At 46.8% G+C, this 17,442-nt stretch carries 12 protein-coding genes; 7 read left to right on the forward strand and 5 right to left on the reverse strand.

Features of this window, described 5'->3' with window-relative positions; all coding sequences use genetic code 11:
* The first annotated feature begins 166 nt into the window (after positions 1 to 166).
* The 3 genes from HMPREF2711_RS08220 to HMPREF2711_RS08230 all read left to right on the forward strand — a co-directional run bounded on the left by HMPREF2711_RS08220 (position 167) and on the right by HMPREF2711_RS08230 (position 3,614).
* A complete protein-coding gene (locus HMPREF2711_RS08220; RefSeq protein WP_003746951.1) occupies positions 167 to 643 on the forward strand; it encodes an NGO0322 family iron-responsive protein in 477 nt (158 codons plus the stop codon).
* Positions 644 to 785: 142 nt separating this feature from the next.
* A complete protein-coding gene (locus tag HMPREF2711_RS08225; RefSeq protein ID WP_003746953.1) occupies positions 786 to 1,469 on the forward strand; it encodes a 16S rRNA pseudouridine(516) synthase in 684 nt (227 codons plus the stop codon).
* Positions 1,470 to 2,249: 780 nt separating this feature from the next.
* Positions 2,250 to 3,614: a sodium-dependent transporter gene (locus tag HMPREF2711_RS08230; RefSeq protein ID WP_003746955.1), complete on the forward strand. Its 1,365-nt coding sequence runs from the start codon at positions 2,250 to 2,252 to the stop codon at positions 3,612 to 3,614.
* Between the two features lie 60 nt (positions 3,615 to 3,674).
* Here the strand turns inward: HMPREF2711_RS08230 and dld are convergent, their stop codons facing one another.
* From dld to HMPREF2711_RS11325, 4 genes are all read right to left on the reverse strand, one after another.
* Positions 3,675 to 5,366, reverse strand: a complete 1,692-nt coding sequence (dld, locus tag HMPREF2711_RS08235; RefSeq protein ID WP_003746959.1) for a D-lactate dehydrogenase — start codon at positions 5,364 to 5,366, stop codon at positions 3,675 to 3,677.
* Positions 5,367 to 5,530: 164 nt separating this feature from the next.
* On the reverse strand, positions 5,531 to 7,654 hold the full coding sequence (pnp, locus tag HMPREF2711_RS08240) for a polyribonucleotide nucleotidyltransferase (protein WP_141745664.1): 2,124 nt from the start codon (positions 7,652 to 7,654) through the stop codon (positions 5,531 to 5,533).
* Positions 7,655 to 7,888: 234 nt separating this feature from the next.
* Positions 7,889 to 8,752 carry a phosphoribosylaminoimidazolesuccinocarboxamide synthase gene (locus HMPREF2711_RS08245; protein ID WP_003746964.1) on the reverse strand — a complete coding sequence of 288 codons (864 nt, stop codon included), beginning with the start codon at positions 8,750 to 8,752 and terminating at the stop codon, positions 7,889 to 7,891.
* A gap of 163 nt (positions 8,753 to 8,915) precedes the next feature.
* Positions 8,916 to 10,358, reverse strand: coding sequence for a calcium-binding protein (locus HMPREF2711_RS11325; RefSeq protein WP_231288082.1), 1,443 nt, complete (start codon positions 10,356 to 10,358; stop codon positions 8,916 to 8,918).
* A gap of 440 nt (positions 10,359 to 10,798) precedes the next feature.
* Here HMPREF2711_RS11325 and rfbD point away from each other — a divergent pair, with 440 nt between their 5' ends.
* The 4 genes from rfbD to HMPREF2711_RS08270 all read left to right on the forward strand — a co-directional run bounded on the left by rfbD (position 10,799) and on the right by HMPREF2711_RS08270 (position 16,590).
* Positions 10,799 to 11,662 carry a dTDP-4-dehydrorhamnose reductase gene (gene rfbD, locus HMPREF2711_RS08255; RefSeq protein ID WP_003746969.1) on the forward strand — a complete coding sequence of 288 codons (864 nt, stop codon included), beginning with the start codon at positions 10,799 to 10,801 and terminating at the stop codon, positions 11,660 to 11,662.
* 153 nt (positions 11,663 to 11,815) lie between these two features.
* Positions 11,816 to 14,662 (forward strand): excinuclease ABC subunit UvrA, encoded by a 2,847-nt coding sequence (uvrA, locus tag HMPREF2711_RS08260; RefSeq protein ID WP_003746971.1) that lies wholly within the window; start codon positions 11,816 to 11,818, stop codon positions 14,660 to 14,662.
* A 303-nt stretch (positions 14,663 to 14,965) separates the two neighbouring features.
* The gene (locus HMPREF2711_RS08265; RefSeq protein WP_036493694.1) at positions 14,966 to 15,778 is read left to right on the forward strand and encodes a hypothetical protein; all 813 of its coding nucleotides are present in this window, start codon (positions 14,966 to 14,968) and stop codon (positions 15,776 to 15,778) included.
* Positions 15,779 to 16,143: 365 nt separating this feature from the next.
* Positions 16,144 to 16,590 carry an REP-associated tyrosine transposase gene (locus HMPREF2711_RS08270; RefSeq protein WP_231288085.1) on the forward strand — a complete coding sequence of 149 codons (447 nt, stop codon included), beginning with the start codon at positions 16,144 to 16,146 and terminating at the stop codon, positions 16,588 to 16,590.
* A gap of 387 nt (positions 16,591 to 16,977) precedes the next feature.
* Here the strand turns inward: HMPREF2711_RS08270 and HMPREF2711_RS08275 are convergent, their stop codons facing one another.
* Positions 16,978 to 17,331 (reverse strand): DUF5339 family protein, encoded by a 354-nt coding sequence (locus HMPREF2711_RS08275; RefSeq protein ID WP_003746976.1) that lies wholly within the window; start codon positions 17,329 to 17,331, stop codon positions 16,978 to 16,980.
* Between the last annotated feature and the right edge of the window lie 111 nt (positions 17,332 to 17,442).

Below are 17,442 nucleotides of genomic sequence, written 5' to 3' on the forward strand. Positions count from 1 at the left end.
AAATCCAATTTCTACAAAATTTTTTAAATTTAATTTCTTTAATAATGAATACCTTACTTATTATTTAAATAATAGGAACAATTATCATTTGCAAATTTAAAAAATCTCCGTATAATACAACCCATCGAAACAAAACAACCGCACCACAGAATGAAAGGAGAAGAAAATGCCCGAAAGTATTTTTAAGCAAGTCTCCCTTGACATTCTGAGACTGCACCAACAAGCCATCCGCTCTTTAATTGCCACCAAATGTTGCGATGAGTGCGAAGTACACGACGCAGTATTCATTACTTTAGATGGCCGCTATTATGTTTGGCTTCCTTGCATGGGCAAATCGCCCCAATCAGAAACCGGCATCCTGCTGATTGAAGATGAAGACGGCAATACGCGCTTAAGCTGGGTGGCCGATACACGCGAAGTCAAGCAAAAAGACAGTCTGTACAACCGCGTTGTTTCCGCTCTGCAACGAAAAATGCAGCGCACGAAAAACAAGTTTATCCAGTCGGCAAACGCCCGATTGCTCGAACTCACGCCTCAGCAAGGCCGTCTGACGACAAACAGCGAAGATTTCTCGCTTTCACCACATGACTTGATGAAAGCACTTTATCCGGCAACACATCAAATAGGAGAATTTGCCCTGTAACAGTTTTTGGTAGTGGTTTGTGTTCCTTTTGCGCCCCTTAACATTTTAAAGGGGCGATTTTTTTGCCTCTGCTTTTCAGACGGCCTCAAAACCGGTTTTCCAGTACAATAAAGGCCGTCTGAACATTTCCTACTTTTCAATCATGCAACTGCTCAAATACATCCAATCGCAAGGCCTCGGCAGCCGCAAGCAATGCCAGTGGCTGATAGACAATGACTGTATCGCCATCAACGGCGAAATTCATAATCGTGCCAAAGACGATATCGATCCGTCTCAAGTGCATACCCTGTCTGTTGATGGCGAAGAAATTGCTGCCGTACCCATGCCCTATTTCTACATTCTGCTTCATAAGCCTGCGGATTACGAAACTTCGCACAAACCCCAGCAATATCCGAGCATCTTCAGCCTTTTTCCCGACCACATGCGCAATATCGATATGCAGGCAGTCGGCCGCTTGGATGCAGACACAACCGGCATTATTCTGATTACCAACGACGGGCAATTTAACCACCGCGTTACTTCGCCCAAACATAAAGTTCCGAAGCTCTACCGCGTTACCTTGAAGCATCCTGCCAACGATACCCTTTGTGCTACGTTGAAAAACGGCGTCCTCCTGCATGACGATAATGAAACCGTCGCCGCAGCCGAAGCAGTATTGGCCGACCCAACCACATTGATGATGACCATTACCGAGGGTAAATACCATCAGGTCAAACGTATGGTTGCAGCCGCAGGCAACCGTGTCGAGCAGCTCCACCGTGAGAAATTCGGCGACTGGAATGTCGATGATTTGGCCGCCGGAGAATGGAAATTTATCCAAATCTAAAAAAATTCCAAATTTTTTCGATAAATTTTTAAACAATATGGATTTTTTATTTATTTGAAATCAAATACATAAACCTTATTATTTTTGTTTAACAGAATTTAACACTGTGAAGACTGAACTATTGTATAATTCGCCTGTCTGAGTAACACTTGCTTCGAAAGAAGTGAGTAAGTGAGTAAGACGTTTTCCCCGTAATGTGTTTGGCCATCTATACTTTCCCCTTAGTATAGATGGTTTTTTTTATCTAAAATTTGGCAATCAAACGAATGTACTTTCAGACGGCCTTTCTCATCTAAAAAAGCCACCATTGCTACACCTCATTTCCCACTCATTGACTTGCCATTATCCCTTTTCTCTTACTCGTCTCTTCCGCATCAATCTGTGCCGTTCCAATTTCAGGCAAATCATTTTATAGAAAGAAAACCGATCAGTGACTATCCAAGCTAAGGTTACAGGATGTTATTAGACAGCCTTAGATAAATACCATCTTTGTTGCCAACATATTCGAAAGCACACCTTAGTGCTATCTAATATCCTCACAACAACCCTTTCCCATATCCCACTTTCAGACGGCCTTTATCGTTACAGCTCTTTCAATCATTCATATCGTTTCAGCCAAATTCTCTGTTTGCAGGTTTCAACACCAAGTAAACCAGAGGAACTCACTAAAAATTATTCATTACATAGTTTTTTTAACTAATTTTCTTTTCCGACTTTAGTCAAGATTCGTTAAATCTTTGCGGTAAAATGTTGTCTTTATTTTTATGCATCTGAGTATTTATGTCTTCCAATCAACCCCGTCAAACCTGGTCCAACCGTTTGACTTACATCCTTACCGTTGCCGGCGCGACTGTCGGCTTTGGCGCAACTTGGCGTTTCCCGTATCTGGTTGGTGAAAACGGCGGCGGCGCGTATGTGTTTCTGTTCTGTATCGCCATGCTGGTCATCGGTATTCCGATGATTTTGGTGGAAAACGTCATCGGCCGCCGTAAAGGCGTGAACGCGCTGGATGCGTTTGGCGGCACAATGAATGGCAAACCCGTTGCCAAAGTTTGGAAATTGGTCGGTTGGATGGGCCTGATCGGCGCATTCGGCATCATGGCCTATTACATGGTACTCGGCGGCTGGGTTATCAGTTACATCGTCAATATCATCGGCGGCAATTTGGACATTTCCAGCCCTGTCAGCGGCGAAGTTACCAAAAGCTTCTTTACCGAACACATTGAAAACAGCCCTTGGGAAATTGCCTTTTACACCTTCCTATTTGTCGTTGTAAACCAATGGATTTTGGTCAAAGGCGTCATCGGCGGCATTGAAAAAGCGGCGAAATACCTGATGCCGCTGCTGTTTTTATTCCTGATTGCCATGGTCGTGCGCAACGTTACCCTGCCGGGCGCAATGGAAGGCATTACCTTCTATCTGAAACCTGACTTCAGCAAAATTACCGCCGAACTTTTCGTCTTCGTTTTGGGGCAAGTATTCTTCGCACTGAGCTTGGGTTTCGGCGTGATGATTACCTTATCCAGCTATTTGGATAAAAACGAAAATCTGGTTCAAACCGCAGTCATTACGGCAATTACCAATACCATCATCGCCGTACTGGCGGGCTTTATGATTTTCCCGTCGCTCTTCAGCTTCGGCGTTGCGCCCAATTCCGGCCCGACTTTGGTATTCCAAAGCCTGCCGATTGTGTTCTCTAATATGTGGGCTGGCCCTGTGTTCGCCGTGATTTTCTTCTCGCTGCTCCTGATTGCCGCGCTGACGACTTCGCTGACCATTTATGAAGTATTGATTACAACGATTCAGGAAAAAACCAAAATCCGCCGTACCGCAGCGATTACGATTGTGCTGGCTGCCATCTTCATCTTCGGTAACATTCCATCTATTTTGAGCTATGGCCCGTGGAAAGACGTTTCCGTGTTCGGCAAAAATATTTTTGATGCCTTTGACTATATCAGTGGCAACATCCTGTTTATGCTGACCGCGCTCGGCTCCTCGCTGTTTGTCGGTTTCGTAATGAAGGACGAAGCAAAGGACGAATTGTTTTATAAAGGCAACCATACGACGGTCAATATCTGGTTTGCCTATGTGAAATACCTTGTGCCTTTGGTGATTTTGCTGATTTTTGTCAGCAACTTGTTCTGATAAACAGCATACAAAAAAGGCCGTCTGAAATATTCAGACGGCCTTTATTTTAACTATGATTTATTCTGCCCAGTTTTTCTTCTTACTGGTTTTACCGATACCGGGGTTGAAGCTATTGGTCGGGTCGAGTTTTTTATAGAACTGTTTCAGCTCGGGCTTGGCTTCATACAGATGACCGACATTATGCTCGGCAGGATATTGCGCACCGCGTTGGTCAAGCAGATGGAGCATTTCATGTTCCAAAGCCATGCAGTCGTTGCCTTTTTTAATGATGTAGTCCTGATGGAACACATGACACATAAAATGTCCGTAATACAATTTATGGATAATTTTATTGTCGATTTCGGGCGGCAGGGTTTCAAACCAATCACGATCATCACGACGCAAGGCGATATCGAGTGCAACCAAATCCTCTACTTCATCATCATGTACAGAACGGTAACGGATCGCGGCAGAAGCCACAGCAAAGCGATGCAGCATAGCCGCCTGCGTTTCTTCGGCATTACATTCGAAGAATGCGCCGCCATGGGTTGCAAAATATTCTTTCAAGAAAGCACGCGCTTCTTCTACGCCCTCGCCACCCATTTTCAAGATCAAATGGTGTTCATATTTATCCCGATAGTTGCGCATAGATTTCGGCAAGTGATCAGGCAAAATCTTGCTGATCAGTTGCATGAATTTATCAGAGAAGTGTTTTGGTAAGAAACTTATCTTTTTGCTGAATCTATCCACACGGGCTTTCAGATCAAACAGTTTCGGAAGTTGGTGGGTACCGAACGTCTTGATGATATAAAAAGTGTCTTTGCCATAAACAGCAGCAATATCAAAAGCATGACGATGGATATACTCACCGGAAACAGGCAGGTTTTTAAACTCGCTCAAAGCGGCGCGGCGAATATCGGTCAGCTCATTAATATCATTGGTGCCGATATAAAAAACGGCAGTCTGTTTTTCTTGCGGGAAAGTATCCAATCGCACGGCAAACACCATCAGCTTGCCCGCGCAACCTGATGCTTCGTAGTGACGCGCAGGGTCGGCATTAAAACGGGCGGCAGTCGGTTCATTCACTTGGCGGACATGATCGCAGTACGCATGGTCATGCCCTTTGCCTGCATCTTGAACAATGTCTTTTTTCTGATAATGAAAACCTTGCAGATTGGTCAGAATTTCTTCAGGAGTTTCACCCAAATCAATGCCCAGATGGTTGACCAGCTCCAGTTTGCCCTCTTCGTTGATTTGCGCAAACAGGGCCATTTCCGTATAAGCCGGACCACGCTGTACCAAAGCGCCGCCTGAGTTATTACATACGCCGCCCAATACGGATGCGCCGATACAGGACGAGCCGATCACGGAATGCGGCTCACGGCCTAAAGGTTTCAGCAGCAGCTCCAATTGATTCAGAGTAGAACCGGGCAGGCAGACAACTTGTTCGTTATTATTAATCGGCTGAATGATGTTCAGACGCATGGTATTCACAATCACGATATCGCGGTCGTAATCATTACCGTCAGGAGTCGAGCCGCCGGTCAGGCCAGTATTGGCAGCCTGCGTAATCACAATGACATCAGCCTCAACACACGCCTGCAAAATTTGCCACATTTCCAAAACCGTACCCGGACGGACAACCGCCAGCGCCTTGCCTTCGCCAAAACGGTAGCCTTGGCGGTATTGTTCGGTTTTTGCCGGGTCTGTGATGATGTATTTTTCGCCGACAGTTTGCGTCAGCCGGCTGATTAATTGCGTAGCATTCATTGCATACTCCTTGAGAGATTAATATATTTATTAGATTGCAAACATTGTAGTAATCCCTTTTATCAAAGTAAAGGCAAAACCCATTTTTAAATTCATCATTCAAATAAACAAAAGGCCGTCTGAAATTTTCAGACGGCCTTTTGTTTCAAGCTTGAACAATCAAATTATTCAGCTGCTTTCTCTTCGCGAGCAGGCGCTTCCAGCAAAGCTTTGATAGACAGACGTACGCGGCCGCGGTCGTCTACTTCCAATGCTTTCACGTTCACAACCTGACCTACTTGCAGGTAGTCGCTGACATTGCGTACGCGCTCGTGGGCGATTTGGCTGATGTGTACCAAACCGTCTTTGCCCGGCATTACGCTGACAATCGCGCCGACGTTGTTGTCGAGGATTTTAACCACAGTACCTTCGTACACTTTGCCCACTTCCACTTCGGCAGTGATTTCTTCGATGCGTTTTTTCGCTGCATCGCCTGCTTCTTGAGTAGTCGCAGCGATAGTGATGGTACCGTCTTCAGCGATGTTGATTTCAGTACCGGTTTCAGCGGTAATCGAACGGATGGTTTCGCCGCCTTTACCAATCACATCACGGATTTTATCTTGGTTGATTTTCATGGTGAACAAGCGTGGCGCGTGTGCAGACAGCTCTTGCGGGCCTGCAACGGCGGCTTTCATTTGTTCCAAGATGTGCAAACGTGCTTCTTTGGCTTGAGCCAAAGCGATTTGCATGATTTCTTTGGTAATACCTTGGATTTTGATGTCCATTTGCAACGCGGTCACACCTTCGGTTGTACCGGCTACTTTAAAGTCCATATCGCCCAAATGGTCTTCGTCGCCCAAGATGTCGGTCAGGACAGCGAATTTGTTGTTATCCAAAATCAGACCCATGGCGATACCGGCAACGTGTGCTTTTAAAGGCACACCGGCAGACAGCAGACTCAAGCAGCCGCCGCAGACGGAAGCCATAGAGGAAGAGCCGTTGGATTCGGTAATTTCAGAAACCACGCGCATGGTGTAGCTGAAATCTTCAGGTTCTGGCAATACGGCCAACAACGCACGTTTAGCCAAGCGGCCGTGACCGATTTCACGACGTTTTGGCGCGCCTACGCGACCCACTTCGCCGGTAGAGTATGGCGGGAAGTTGTAGTGCAGCATGAAGCGGTCGGTGTATTCACCGGACAGCGCATCAATGATTTGTTCGTCGCGTGAAGTACCCAAAGTTGCAACCGCCAAAGCTTGGGTTTCGCCACGGGTAAACAGTGCGGAACCGTGCGTGCGCGGCAGTACGCCGGTTTGAATGTTCAACGGACGGACGGTGCGGGTGTCGCGACCGTCGATACGAGGTTGGCCGTCCAAAATTTGGCTGCGGACAACATCGGCTTCCAAGTGTTTGAAAATGCCTTTGATTTCGTTGGCTGCCAAAGTGTCGGTTTCTTCGGTAATCAACGCTTCTTTTACAGCATTCCAAGCTTCGTCCAATTTGGCAGAACGCGCTTGTTTTTGACGGATTTTGAATGCTTCTTTAATGGTTTCGCCGGCAATTTCGCGTACTTTGGCCACCAATTCTTCATTGGTTTCAGGTGCTTTCCAATCCCAAACTTCCGGATTGACTTCATCGGCAAACTCATTGATGGCATTAATGGCCACTTGCATTTGATCGTGACCGTAAACAACCGCGCCCAGCATCACTTCTTCAGACAAGATGTCGGCTTCGGATTCCACCATCAACACGGCTTTGGAAGTACCGGCAACCACCAAGTCCAATTGTGATTTCGCCAATTCGGCTTTAGTCGGGTTCAAAACGTACACGCCGTTTACATAACCCACGCGTGCCGCGCCAATCGGACCGGCAAACGGTACGCCGCTCAACACCAGCGCGGCAGACGCGCCCAGCATGGCAGGAATGTCAGAATCGATTTCAGGGTCAACAGACACGACCATCGCTACGATTTGGATGTCGTGGTAGAAACCTTCAGGGAACAGAGGACGAATCGGACGGTCAATCAGACGGCTGGTCAGGATTTCTTTTTCGCTTTGTTTGCCTTCGCGTTTGAAGAAACCGCCGGGGATTTTACCTGCTGCGTAAGTACGCTCGAGGTAATCGACAGTCAGAGGGAAGAAGTCTTGGCCTTCTTTCACTTCTTTGTTGGTGGTAACGGCAACCAAAACAACGGTGTCGCCCATGGATACTTTAACGGCAGCAGCGGCTTGGCGGGCAATTTCGCCGGTTTCCAAAGTAACGGTTTGATTACCGTATTGGAAGGTCTTAGCGTGTTTATTGAACATCATTGTTCCTTTCAAAATACCGCACTGCTAAAACACTAATAATGCACACTAAAATCCGAATGTGCATAGTTAGGGTTTCAGACCGTGCGGCAGGTTATAAACAAGCTTTCAGACGGCCTTTTCGGACGCTGAAAACAACTCTCGATTATAAAGGCAACTATCCTTAAAATCCAGTATTGATACAATAAAAAGGCCATCTGAAACATATCCTTTTCAGACGGCCTTCAAACTTAAAAATTAATCCTGAGTCAGCAAAGTCAATGCTTCCTGATATTTCTCGACCGTTTTCTGAATCACATCGGCAGGCACTTTAGGCGCAGGCGCTTTTTTGTTCCAACCGCTTTGCTCCAGCCAGTCACGGACAAACTGTTTGTCAAAAGACGGCGGATTGGTGCCGACTTTGTATTGATCGGCAGGCCAAAAACGGCTGGAGTCAGGCGTCAACACTTCGTCCATCAAAGTCAGCGTGCCTTCTTCATCTAAACCAAATTCAAATTTAGTGTCGCAAATAATGATACCGCAGGATTTGGCATATTCAGCCGCTTCCGTATAAAGCTGAATCGCCTTGGCGCGTACTTCCGCCGCCAGCTCTTTGCCGATAATGCGTTCGCATTCTTCAAAGCTGATGTTTTCATCATGATCGCCGACTGCGGCTTTGGTTGACGGCGTAAAAATCACTTCGGGCAATTGCTGCGCTTCCTGCATACCTTCAGGCAGTTGAATACCGCAAACAGAACCGGTTTTTTGATAATCTTTCCAACCGCTGCCTGCCAGATAACCGCGCACAATGGCCTCTACTTTCACCGGAGTGAGTTTTTTAGCCACAACGGCGCGTTTCTCCAAAGCTTTGGCTTCGTTTTCAGGCAAAACATCGTAAACCGTTTGGCCGGTAAAATGGTTAGGCATGATATGAGCCAGTTTTTTAAACCAAAAATTGGAAATCTGCGTCAGAATCTCCCCTTTACCCGGAATCGGATCATCCAAAATCACATCGAATGCAGACAGACGGTCGGAAGCAACCATCAACATACGTTTATCGTCAATTTCGTACAAATCGCGGACTTTGCCGGAGTAGATTTTTTTCAAGCTGATTTCAGACATTTCGGGTATCTCTTTGGTAAACAGAAGAATTTGGTATTTTAGCCCAATTTAGCATCTTTCGTCAGATTGTTTACAAAATAAAGGCCGTCTGAAACCTTATAGCTCGGTTTCAGACGGCCTTAGCCTTTGATTTTAGGGATAAACCCTAAAAACCATCATCCTATCAGATGGCAGGAGCCTGAGTCTGATCTTGGATTTGGTTCACAGCAGACAGAGAGTAGTAGTCGCCGTGGCCGGTTACTTGGTAAGTGCTACCGTCAGCAAACTTGAAGTTTTCAACTTTGTGATCGTTACCGGTGAACCAGTCATCGATGGTGATGCTGTCGTTAGTACCGACAGAAACAGTCAGGTTAGCACCTGATTTGCTCAGCAATACGTCAGAAGCTGCAACGCCTTTACCGAACAACAAGGTGTCATTACCGCTTTCTTCACGGATAGTGTCGTGACCGTAACCTTTGTCGAAGAAGTAAGTATCGTTACCGGTACCGCCGATCAGGATGTCGTTGCCGACGCCGCCGTCGAGGTAGTCGTTACCGTCTTTACCCACCAGGCAGTCGTCGCCGGCCAAACCGTACAGATGGTTGTCGCCGCCGTTGCCTTCGATGTTGTTGTTCAAAGAGTTACCGGTACCGTTCAGGTTTTGCATACCTTGCAAAATCAGGTTTTCAACGTGATCGGTCAAGGTGTAGTCAATAACGGTACGGACAGTATCGATACCGGCGTGTGCATTACCGTACTCGATAACTTGGTCGTTGGCATTGTCAACGAAGTAAACGTCGTTACCGTCGCCACCGCGCATGATGTCCGCGCCGGAACCACCGTTCAGGTAGTCGTTACCGGCACCACCTTGCAGGTAGTCTTTACCTTCTTCACCGTACAGAGAGTCGCCGTCGGCATCACCGTAAATGGTGTCGTTACCGGCACCGGCGTAGATTACGTCTGTGCCGTTGCCACCGTAGATGATGTCTTCGCAAGCAGTACCATAGATGGTATCTTTAGCATCAGTACCGCGGATAACGTTGCCGTCTTTGCAGTCTTCAGCTCGGATGACATTACCTGGGTTTTTGTCTTCGTGACCGTATGAGTTGTTTTGGTTATGGTCGTCAACACAGTCTTTGCAGTCTGGCTCAGGTTTTGGTTCTGGTTTAGGCTCAGGTTTTGGCTCTGGCTTAGGCTCAGGTTTTGGTTCTGGTTTCGGCTCAGGTTTTGGTTCTGGCTTAGGCTCAGGTTTTGGTTCTGGTTGCGGTTCTGGTTGTGGCTCAGGTTTAGGCTCAGGTTTTGGTTGAGGCTTAGGCTGAGGTTTAGGTTGTGGTTTTGGACATGGGATCGGTTTGATTGGCTCGCAGTTGTAAGGTGGGCAAACCGGAACACATTTGTAGTTAGGCGTTTTTGCCGGTGGGCAGAAAGCCGCAATAGCAGAAACCAAACCGGTTACCGCGTTAACTACTGACACGCCGACGCTGGCAATGCTAGCGATGCTGCCGATAGAAACAGAAGATTTTGCTGCAGGAGCGCAGTAGTAAGAAGAGTAGGAAGCCTTAGGCGCAGGAGCGCAGTAAGAACTAACCAGGGGTCTAGTATAATACCCCCCGTAACAGTATGCCATAATAATTACTCCCAAAAGTTAATAAAATATTGGGTTGACGGAACGAGCAAATCCGCCCTTGCCCAATTATTATTTTAGTAATATTTTGCAAAATATTTACTCAAAAATATCAAACGGTAGAATTTACCGACAAAAGGACAGAAGCTCCCCTAATTTTAAATACCATTATCCTAACAATCATAAAAACATTAACATTGATTCACAATCTCTTAACCAATATAACTGCTTAATCCATCTAGTTAAAACCTATATTTTAACTATAGTTATAGTATATTATTAAAATATTGATAAATAGTTACATTATAGGTAGATAATATCGACTACTTACTCAAACACGGCCCTGTTTGTATTTTGTTCGATGCTAATAATGTGAATTTGTCGTACTTACACTATAATGACGCAGACACCTATTTAACAGCCATCAGAGGAGATACTCAACCATGCGTACTTTATTGACCGGAGCCAAAGGCCAGCTTGCCCGTTGTCTGCGCGACCACCTGCCCGAAGATTGGGAACTGATTGCTACCGATTCGACTTCACTGGACATTACCGATACCGAAGCCGTACATCACATGATCAAAAATTTCCAACCCGATGCCATCGTTAATGCCGCAGCTTACACTGCCGTCGATAAAGCGGAAGAAAACGCAGAGGCTGCTTTTGCCGTCAACGCAAGCGCTGTTCACAACTTAGCCGCAGCCGCCCGCGCCGCGCATGCCCGCTTTATCCATATTTCCACCGACTATGTATTCGACGGCGAAGGCAAACGCCCTTACCGCGAAACCGACTACACCAATCCGCGCAGCACTTACGGTCAATCCAAAGTAGCGGGCGAACTTTTGGCTTTGGCCGCGCATCCGGAAAGCATTATTATTCGCACCTCATGGCTGTTTAGCGAATACGGCAGCAATTTCGTCAAAACCATGTTGCGCCTTGCCAAAGAACGCGATTCCCTCTCCGTCGTTCACGACCAAACCGGCTGTCCGACTTATGCAGGCGATTTGGCACACGCCATTATCGAATTATTACAACAACCCACCTCCCCACGCGGCATCTTCCATTACTGTGGCAATAAATCGGCAACATGGTACGAATTTACCAAAGCCATCTTTCAGACGGCCCAACAATTAGACGACAGCTTCCGCATTCCGGAACTGAACGCGATTACTACCGATCAATATCCCCTGCCTGCTCCGCGTCCGGCATACAGCATCATGGATTGCTCACGCCTGGAGACCGAGTTCGGTATCAAACCGTCCGACTGGCAAAAAGCCCTGCGCGAAATTCTCCGCAAAATCGACTGATAAGCTGATTCATCTATATTAAGGCCGTCTGAAACATATTTTCAGACGGCCTTTTTGTTTCTTTTATATATATCAAAAGCTTTATCTATCCAGTCTGTCATTTGAAAAGTGCTACAATAGCCGTTTATTTTATTTTTCAGACGGCCTGACAATATGTGCAACCATCATCCCAAACATTCACACGATAATGACACCATCCGCATCCGCGGCGCGCGTACACATAATTTAAAAAATGTCGATTTGGACATTCCGCGTCACAAGCTCGTGGTGGTAACAGGATTGTCAGGCAGCGGCAAATCATCGCTGGCGTTTGATACGCTGTATGCCGAAGGGCAGCGGCGTTATGTCGAGAGCCTGTCCGCCTATGCCCGTCAATTTTTGCAGATGATGGACAAACCCGATGTCGATTTGATCGAAGGCCTGTCGCCCGCGATTTCCATCGAGCAGAAATCCACCAGCCACAATCCGCGTTCCACCGTCGGCACGGTAACGGAAATCCATGATTACCTGCGCCTTTTGTACGCCCGCGTCGGCACGCCGTATTGCCCCGAACACAATCTGCCGTTGTCCAGCCAAACCGTATCGCAGATGGTCGATGCCGTGTTGAAGCTGCGGGAAGACACGCGCGTGATGATTTTGGCGCCGGCGGTGCGCGAGCGTAAGGGCGAGTTTGTCGATTTCTTTGCCGACTTGCAGGCGCAGGGTTTTGCGCGTGTACGCGTGGACGGCGAGGTCTATCAGTTGGATGAAGTGCCGAAGCTGGAAAAAAACATCAAACACAATATTGACGTGGTCATCGACCGCGTGAAAGTAAAAGCCGACATCAAACAACGTCTGGCGGAAAGTTTTGAAACCGCGCTGCGTCACGGCAACGAGCGCGCGCTGGCAATGGAAATGGACAGCGGCGAAGAGCATTGGTTCTCCGCGCGTTTCGCCTGCCCCGTATGTTCATACAGCCTGCCTGAATTAGAGCCTCGCCTGTTTTCGTTCAACAACCCGATGGGTTCCTGCCCGACTTGCGACGGCTTGGGCAACACCAATTTCTTCGACCCCGAAAAAGTGGTCGCCCATCCCGAATTATCCTTAGCAGCAGGTGCGATTGACGGCTGGGATAAGCGCAACCAATTCTATTTCCAAATGATTCAATCGCTGGCGCATCATTATAAATTTGATGTCAACGCCGCTTGGGAAAGCCTACCGGAAAAAGTGAAAAAAGTCGTGTTGCACGGATCGGGCAAAGAAGTCATCGACTTTACCTATCTATCCGAACGCGGCACCACCTTCAACCGCAGCCACGCCTTCGAAGGCATCATCCCCAATCTCGAACGCCGCTACCGCGAAACCGACAGCGAAACCGTGCGCGAAAAACTGCGTGAATACCAAAACCACCGCGCCTGCCCAAGCTGCGGCGGCGCACGTTTACGCAAAGAAGCCCGCTACGTTTACGTCAGCGGTGAACCGTTGCACGAAGTTTCCGCCTGGCCGCTGACCAAAACCCACCAATTCTTTGAAACGCTGGATTTGGACGGCAACAAAAAACAAATTGCTGAAAAAATCCTCAAAGAAATTACCGAGCGGCTCGGCTTCCTGATTAATGTCGGGCTGGATTACCTGAATCTCTCCCGCTCCGCCGAAACCCTTTCCGGCGGCGAAGCCCAGCGCATCCGCCTCGCCAGCCAAATCGGCAGCGGCCTGACCGGCGTGATGTACGTTTTGGACGAACCCTCCATCGGCCTGCACCAGCGCGACAACGACCGCCTGCTCGCCACCCTCAAACGCCTGCGCGATTTGGGCAACAGCGTGATTGTGGTCGAACACGACGAAGACGCCATCCGCGAAGCCGATTTCGTCGTCGATATGGGTCCCGGCGCGGGCGAACACGGCGGCAACGTACTGATTGCCGACACACCCGAAAACGTCGCCAAATGCGAAAAATCCGTTACCGGACAATACCTCAGCGGCAAAAAATCCATTGCCGTACCGTCTGAACGCACGCCTGTCAATCCCGACCGAATGCTCGTCCTCAAAGGCGCGCGCGGCAACAACCTCAAAAACGTTACCCTCGAACTGCCGCTCGGTTTGATTACCTGCATTACCGGCGTATCCGGCAGCGGCAAGTCCACCCTGATTAACGACACCCTCGCCAAAATCACCGCCCGCGAACTCAACCGCGCCCAAGAAGAACCCGCCCCATACGACGACATCCACGGCCTCGAACACCTCGACAAAGTCATCAACGTCGACCAATCCCCCATCGGCCGCACCCCGCGCTCCAACCCCGCCACCTACACCGGCCTGTTCACCCCTATCCGCGAACTCTTCGCCGGCGTCCCCCTCTCGCGCGAACGCGGCTACAACGTCGGCAGATTCTCCTTCAACGTCAAAGGCGGCCGCTGCGAAGCCTGCCAAGGCGACGGCGTCATCAAAGTCGAAATGCATTTCCTGCCCGACGTGTACGTCCCCTGCGAAGTCTGCCACGGCAAACGCTACAACCGCGAAACGCTCGAAATCCAATACAAAGGCAAAAACATCAGCCAAGTCCTCGACATGACCGTTGAAGAAGCCCGCGAATTTTTCGACGCCGTCCCCACCGTATCACGCAAACTGCAAACCCTGATGGACGTAGGCCTCGGTTATATCCGCCTCGGTCAGTCCGCCACCACCCTCTCCGGCGGCGAAGCCCAGCGCGTCAAACTCGCCTTGGAACTCTCCAAACGCGACACCGGCAGAACACTCTATATCCTCGACGAACCCACCACCGGCCTGCACTTCGCCGACATCGCCCTGTTGCTGGAAGTCATAGGCCGTCTGAAAGGCAAAGGCAACTCGATAGTGATTATCGAGCATAATCTTGACGTAATTAAAACTGCCGATTGGATTGTGGACTTGGGGCCGGAAGGGGGAGATGGAGGGGGGAGGATTATTGCTTGTGGTAGTCCTGAGCAGGTGGCAAAGGTTAAGGGGAGTTATACTGGGAAGTATTTGAAGGTAGTTTTATAATTTACTAATTAATGTTTAATTTTAGGAGACCTTTTATGGCAAATTTTGAGCAATGCGCTCATCAAGAAGAAAATATTTATTGATATGTACATGATTTTATGTAGATTCTTAATTGTGGAATTTGAAACTCATTTGGTAGCTCTATTAATTAATCAATAATCTCATGTGCAAAATTAGAAATAGATAGTCAGGAGAAGGAGGGACAAATAGTAAAATGATAACGCATAATAAGCTAAGAAATAATTTATTTTATTGAATAATAGTAATTTTACTTTTTGCAATTACAATTAAAGGTATAAAAACATGTCTATCAACAGAAAGCTATTACCGTCAATGCATCATGCAATTTCGTTAAATGACTTTCGAATCTATTTGGATGAAAGAGCCATTTTATCTCGTGCTGACTTATCAGAACTAAACCCATACTACACAAGATTTTTCTCTGATGCTAAAGATGTAAGAACAGGGAACTGGAATAGGGTATTTGGTAATTTTACTGATTATGGCTCTTTATTTGCACATACCAATACATCAGCAGTACCAAATGCATATGGACCAATATTAATTATTTTTAAATCTAATTATTTTCAAAATATTGTTGGTAATAATTCGTTGAGAGTAACAAAAAAGACTATATCTTCTAGTTCGTTTAATCCAAATACTGATTTTATAGATATAAGTACACTACACGAATATTTTGAAATTACTTCTCAGGGATTTTACAATTATCCAAAAACCGAATTTAAAGGGATAGAATTTTCCTGCGCACAGCGTCTTAATATAAGTCCTGATACTATACATAAAATAATAATAGATCCAATTTATCATAATGATATTAGATTGATAGATAAAGTACAGGAATTGTTGGATAATTACACAATCAATGTTGAAACAATAGAACGTAGATTGACTGAAGATAAAATTAATATATTACGCCATCTGGTATCTTGGAGTAATTCATTAAATGGTAAGCTTTTACATAAAAATATTATTCTTAGAGATCATGTTCCCGAACATCTTCAAAATTGGTTTAATAATTTAAATGATATAGGGGTTAAAATCTTAGCATCATGGCTTACCTATACATACAATGGAACACTAATACATATGGAGTAAAAAAATCATAGCAAGCCGTAGCATGCATACCCAACCGGCCGCGTGCGTGACTGCACCCCCCCCTACTCTGAATTACACGAAACTTCAAAACCAACGTGTAGAGTGTGTGCAGTACGCACGCGGTTACTTGATTGACGGTTTGCCATTTCAACTTTTAACTTCGTTGAAGCTAGCCCTTTCAGACGACCTCCAAGGTCGTCTGAAAGCGTCAAATTTAACAAAGCTAGAATCTTAAACAACAAACCATTCCTTCTCTAACACCCAAACCACAAACAAAAATCCTATGGCGCGTTATCGCAGAAACTTCATTGCCAGCGGCACATTCTTTTTCACTGTCAAACTCGCCGACCCAAAATCGCGCCTGCTTGTCGAACATATCGACTTCGCATGCGGCCTATATGGATGTGCAAAAACAATATCCCTTTGAAACCGTCGCCGTATGCGTACTGCCAAACCACATTCACGCCATTTGGACGCTGCCACCCGACGATGCGGATTATTCCCTGCGCTGGCGGCTGATTAAAACCAAATTCTCCGCACATTTTCCTCATGCCGAAAACCTGTCTGCCAGCAAACAGCGACGGAACGAACGCGGTATTTGGCAACGGCGTTTTTATGAACACACCGTGCGCAACCAAACGGATTTGCAACGTTGCGCGGACTACATCCATTTCAATCCCGTCAAACATGGATTATGTGACAATGTCCGCGATTGGCCGTTTTCGTCGTTTCACCGTTATGTGCGGGACGGACGGCTGCCGTTAAATTGGGGCGGCACAAAAGAAACGGCGGTAATGAGTTTTGGAGAGTGAATGCCATAATAAAAAACTACCGGCCGCGTGCGTGCTACGCTACACACCCTAGCTGTGAATCACGCGAAACTTTAAAATCAATACGTGGAATAAGCCGTAGCCTGTATATCCAACCGACTGCGTGCGTGGCTGCGCCACACACCCTAGCTGTGAATTACGCGGAACTTCAAAACCAACGCGTAGGGTGTGTGCGGTACGCACGCACGCGGTTGCTTGATTGACGGTTTGCTGTTGTAAATTTTAAATTAGTTGAAACTAACGCTTTCAGACGGCATAAGAAATGACCGTCTGAAAATTGAAAAATGCCTTATCCCGGACACTCTGATTCACAAAACAAAAAACGGATTCCAAATCATTGGAATCCGTTTTTCTCTAAAGCTATCCGAATTATTTGGCTTCTTCTTTAGCGTCTTCAGCAGCTTCTTTGGCTTCTTCCGCTGCGTCTTTGGCTTCTTCGGCTTTCTCTTCAGGAGTTTCTGCAGCAGGAACGCCTTTCAAAGCGTCCAAAGAAGTTTTACAAGTTGCATCGCGTTGGTCTGCAGGCAGGTTTTTCAATGCTTCTTTGGTTTGTTCGAAAGATTTTTGCATCATGTCTTTGGTTGCGGCATCTACGTCTTTAGTTGCTTCGGCAAATGCTTTTTCATACTCGTCACAAACGGCAGAAGAAGATGAACCTGAACCGCCGCATGCTGACAGGGACAGGGCTGCCAACAAAGCCACCAATAAAGCTGATGTTTTCATGTGTCTCTCACTTTTTTAAATTTAGGTTAAAGGATGTTATATGTTAATTCATTATATGAAAGTGTCAAGAGTTTTTGTTTAATTTAATCAAAACTATATCATTGAAAGAGC

Source organism: Neisseria sp. HMSC070A01, from assembly GCF_001810165.1.
Classification (GTDB): domain Bacteria; phylum Pseudomonadota; class Gammaproteobacteria; order Burkholderiales; family Neisseriaceae; genus Neisseria.

Coding starts and splice junctions, on each gene's coding strand:
- dld (WP_003746959.1), bottom strand. CDS start 5,366: ATGAATGCTACGCAATTAATCAGCCGGCTGACGCAAACTGTCGGCGAA.
- HMPREF2711_RS11325 (WP_231288082.1), bottom strand. CDS start 10,358: ATGGCATACTGTTACGGGGGGTATTATACTAGACCCCTGGTTAGTTCT.
- HMPREF2711_RS08275 (WP_003746976.1), bottom strand. CDS start 17,331: ATGAAAACATCAGCTTTATTGGTGGCTTTGTTGGCAGCCCTGTCCCTG.
- HMPREF2711_RS08265 (WP_036493694.1), top strand. CDS start 14,966: ATGTCTATCAACAGAAAGCTATTACCGTCAATGCATCATGCAATTTCG.
- HMPREF2711_RS08225 (WP_003746953.1), top strand. CDS start 786: ATGCAACTGCTCAAATACATCCAATCGCAAGGCCTCGGCAGCCGCAAG.
- HMPREF2711_RS08245 (WP_003746964.1), bottom strand. CDS start 8,752: ATGTCTGAAATCAGCTTGAAAAAAATCTACTCCGGCAAAGTCCGCGAT.
- rfbD (WP_003746969.1), top strand. CDS start 10,799: ATGCGTACTTTATTGACCGGAGCCAAAGGCCAGCTTGCCCGTTGTCTG.
- HMPREF2711_RS08230 (WP_003746955.1), top strand. CDS start 2,250: ATGTCTTCCAATCAACCCCGTCAAACCTGGTCCAACCGTTTGACTTAC.
- pnp (WP_141745664.1), bottom strand. CDS start 7,654: ATGATGTTCAATAAACACGCTAAGACCTTCCAATACGGTAATCAAACC.
- uvrA (WP_003746971.1), top strand. CDS start 11,816: ATGTGCAACCATCATCCCAAACATTCACACGATAATGACACCATCCGC.
- HMPREF2711_RS08220 (WP_003746951.1), top strand. CDS start 167: ATGCCCGAAAGTATTTTTAAGCAAGTCTCCCTTGACATTCTGAGACTG.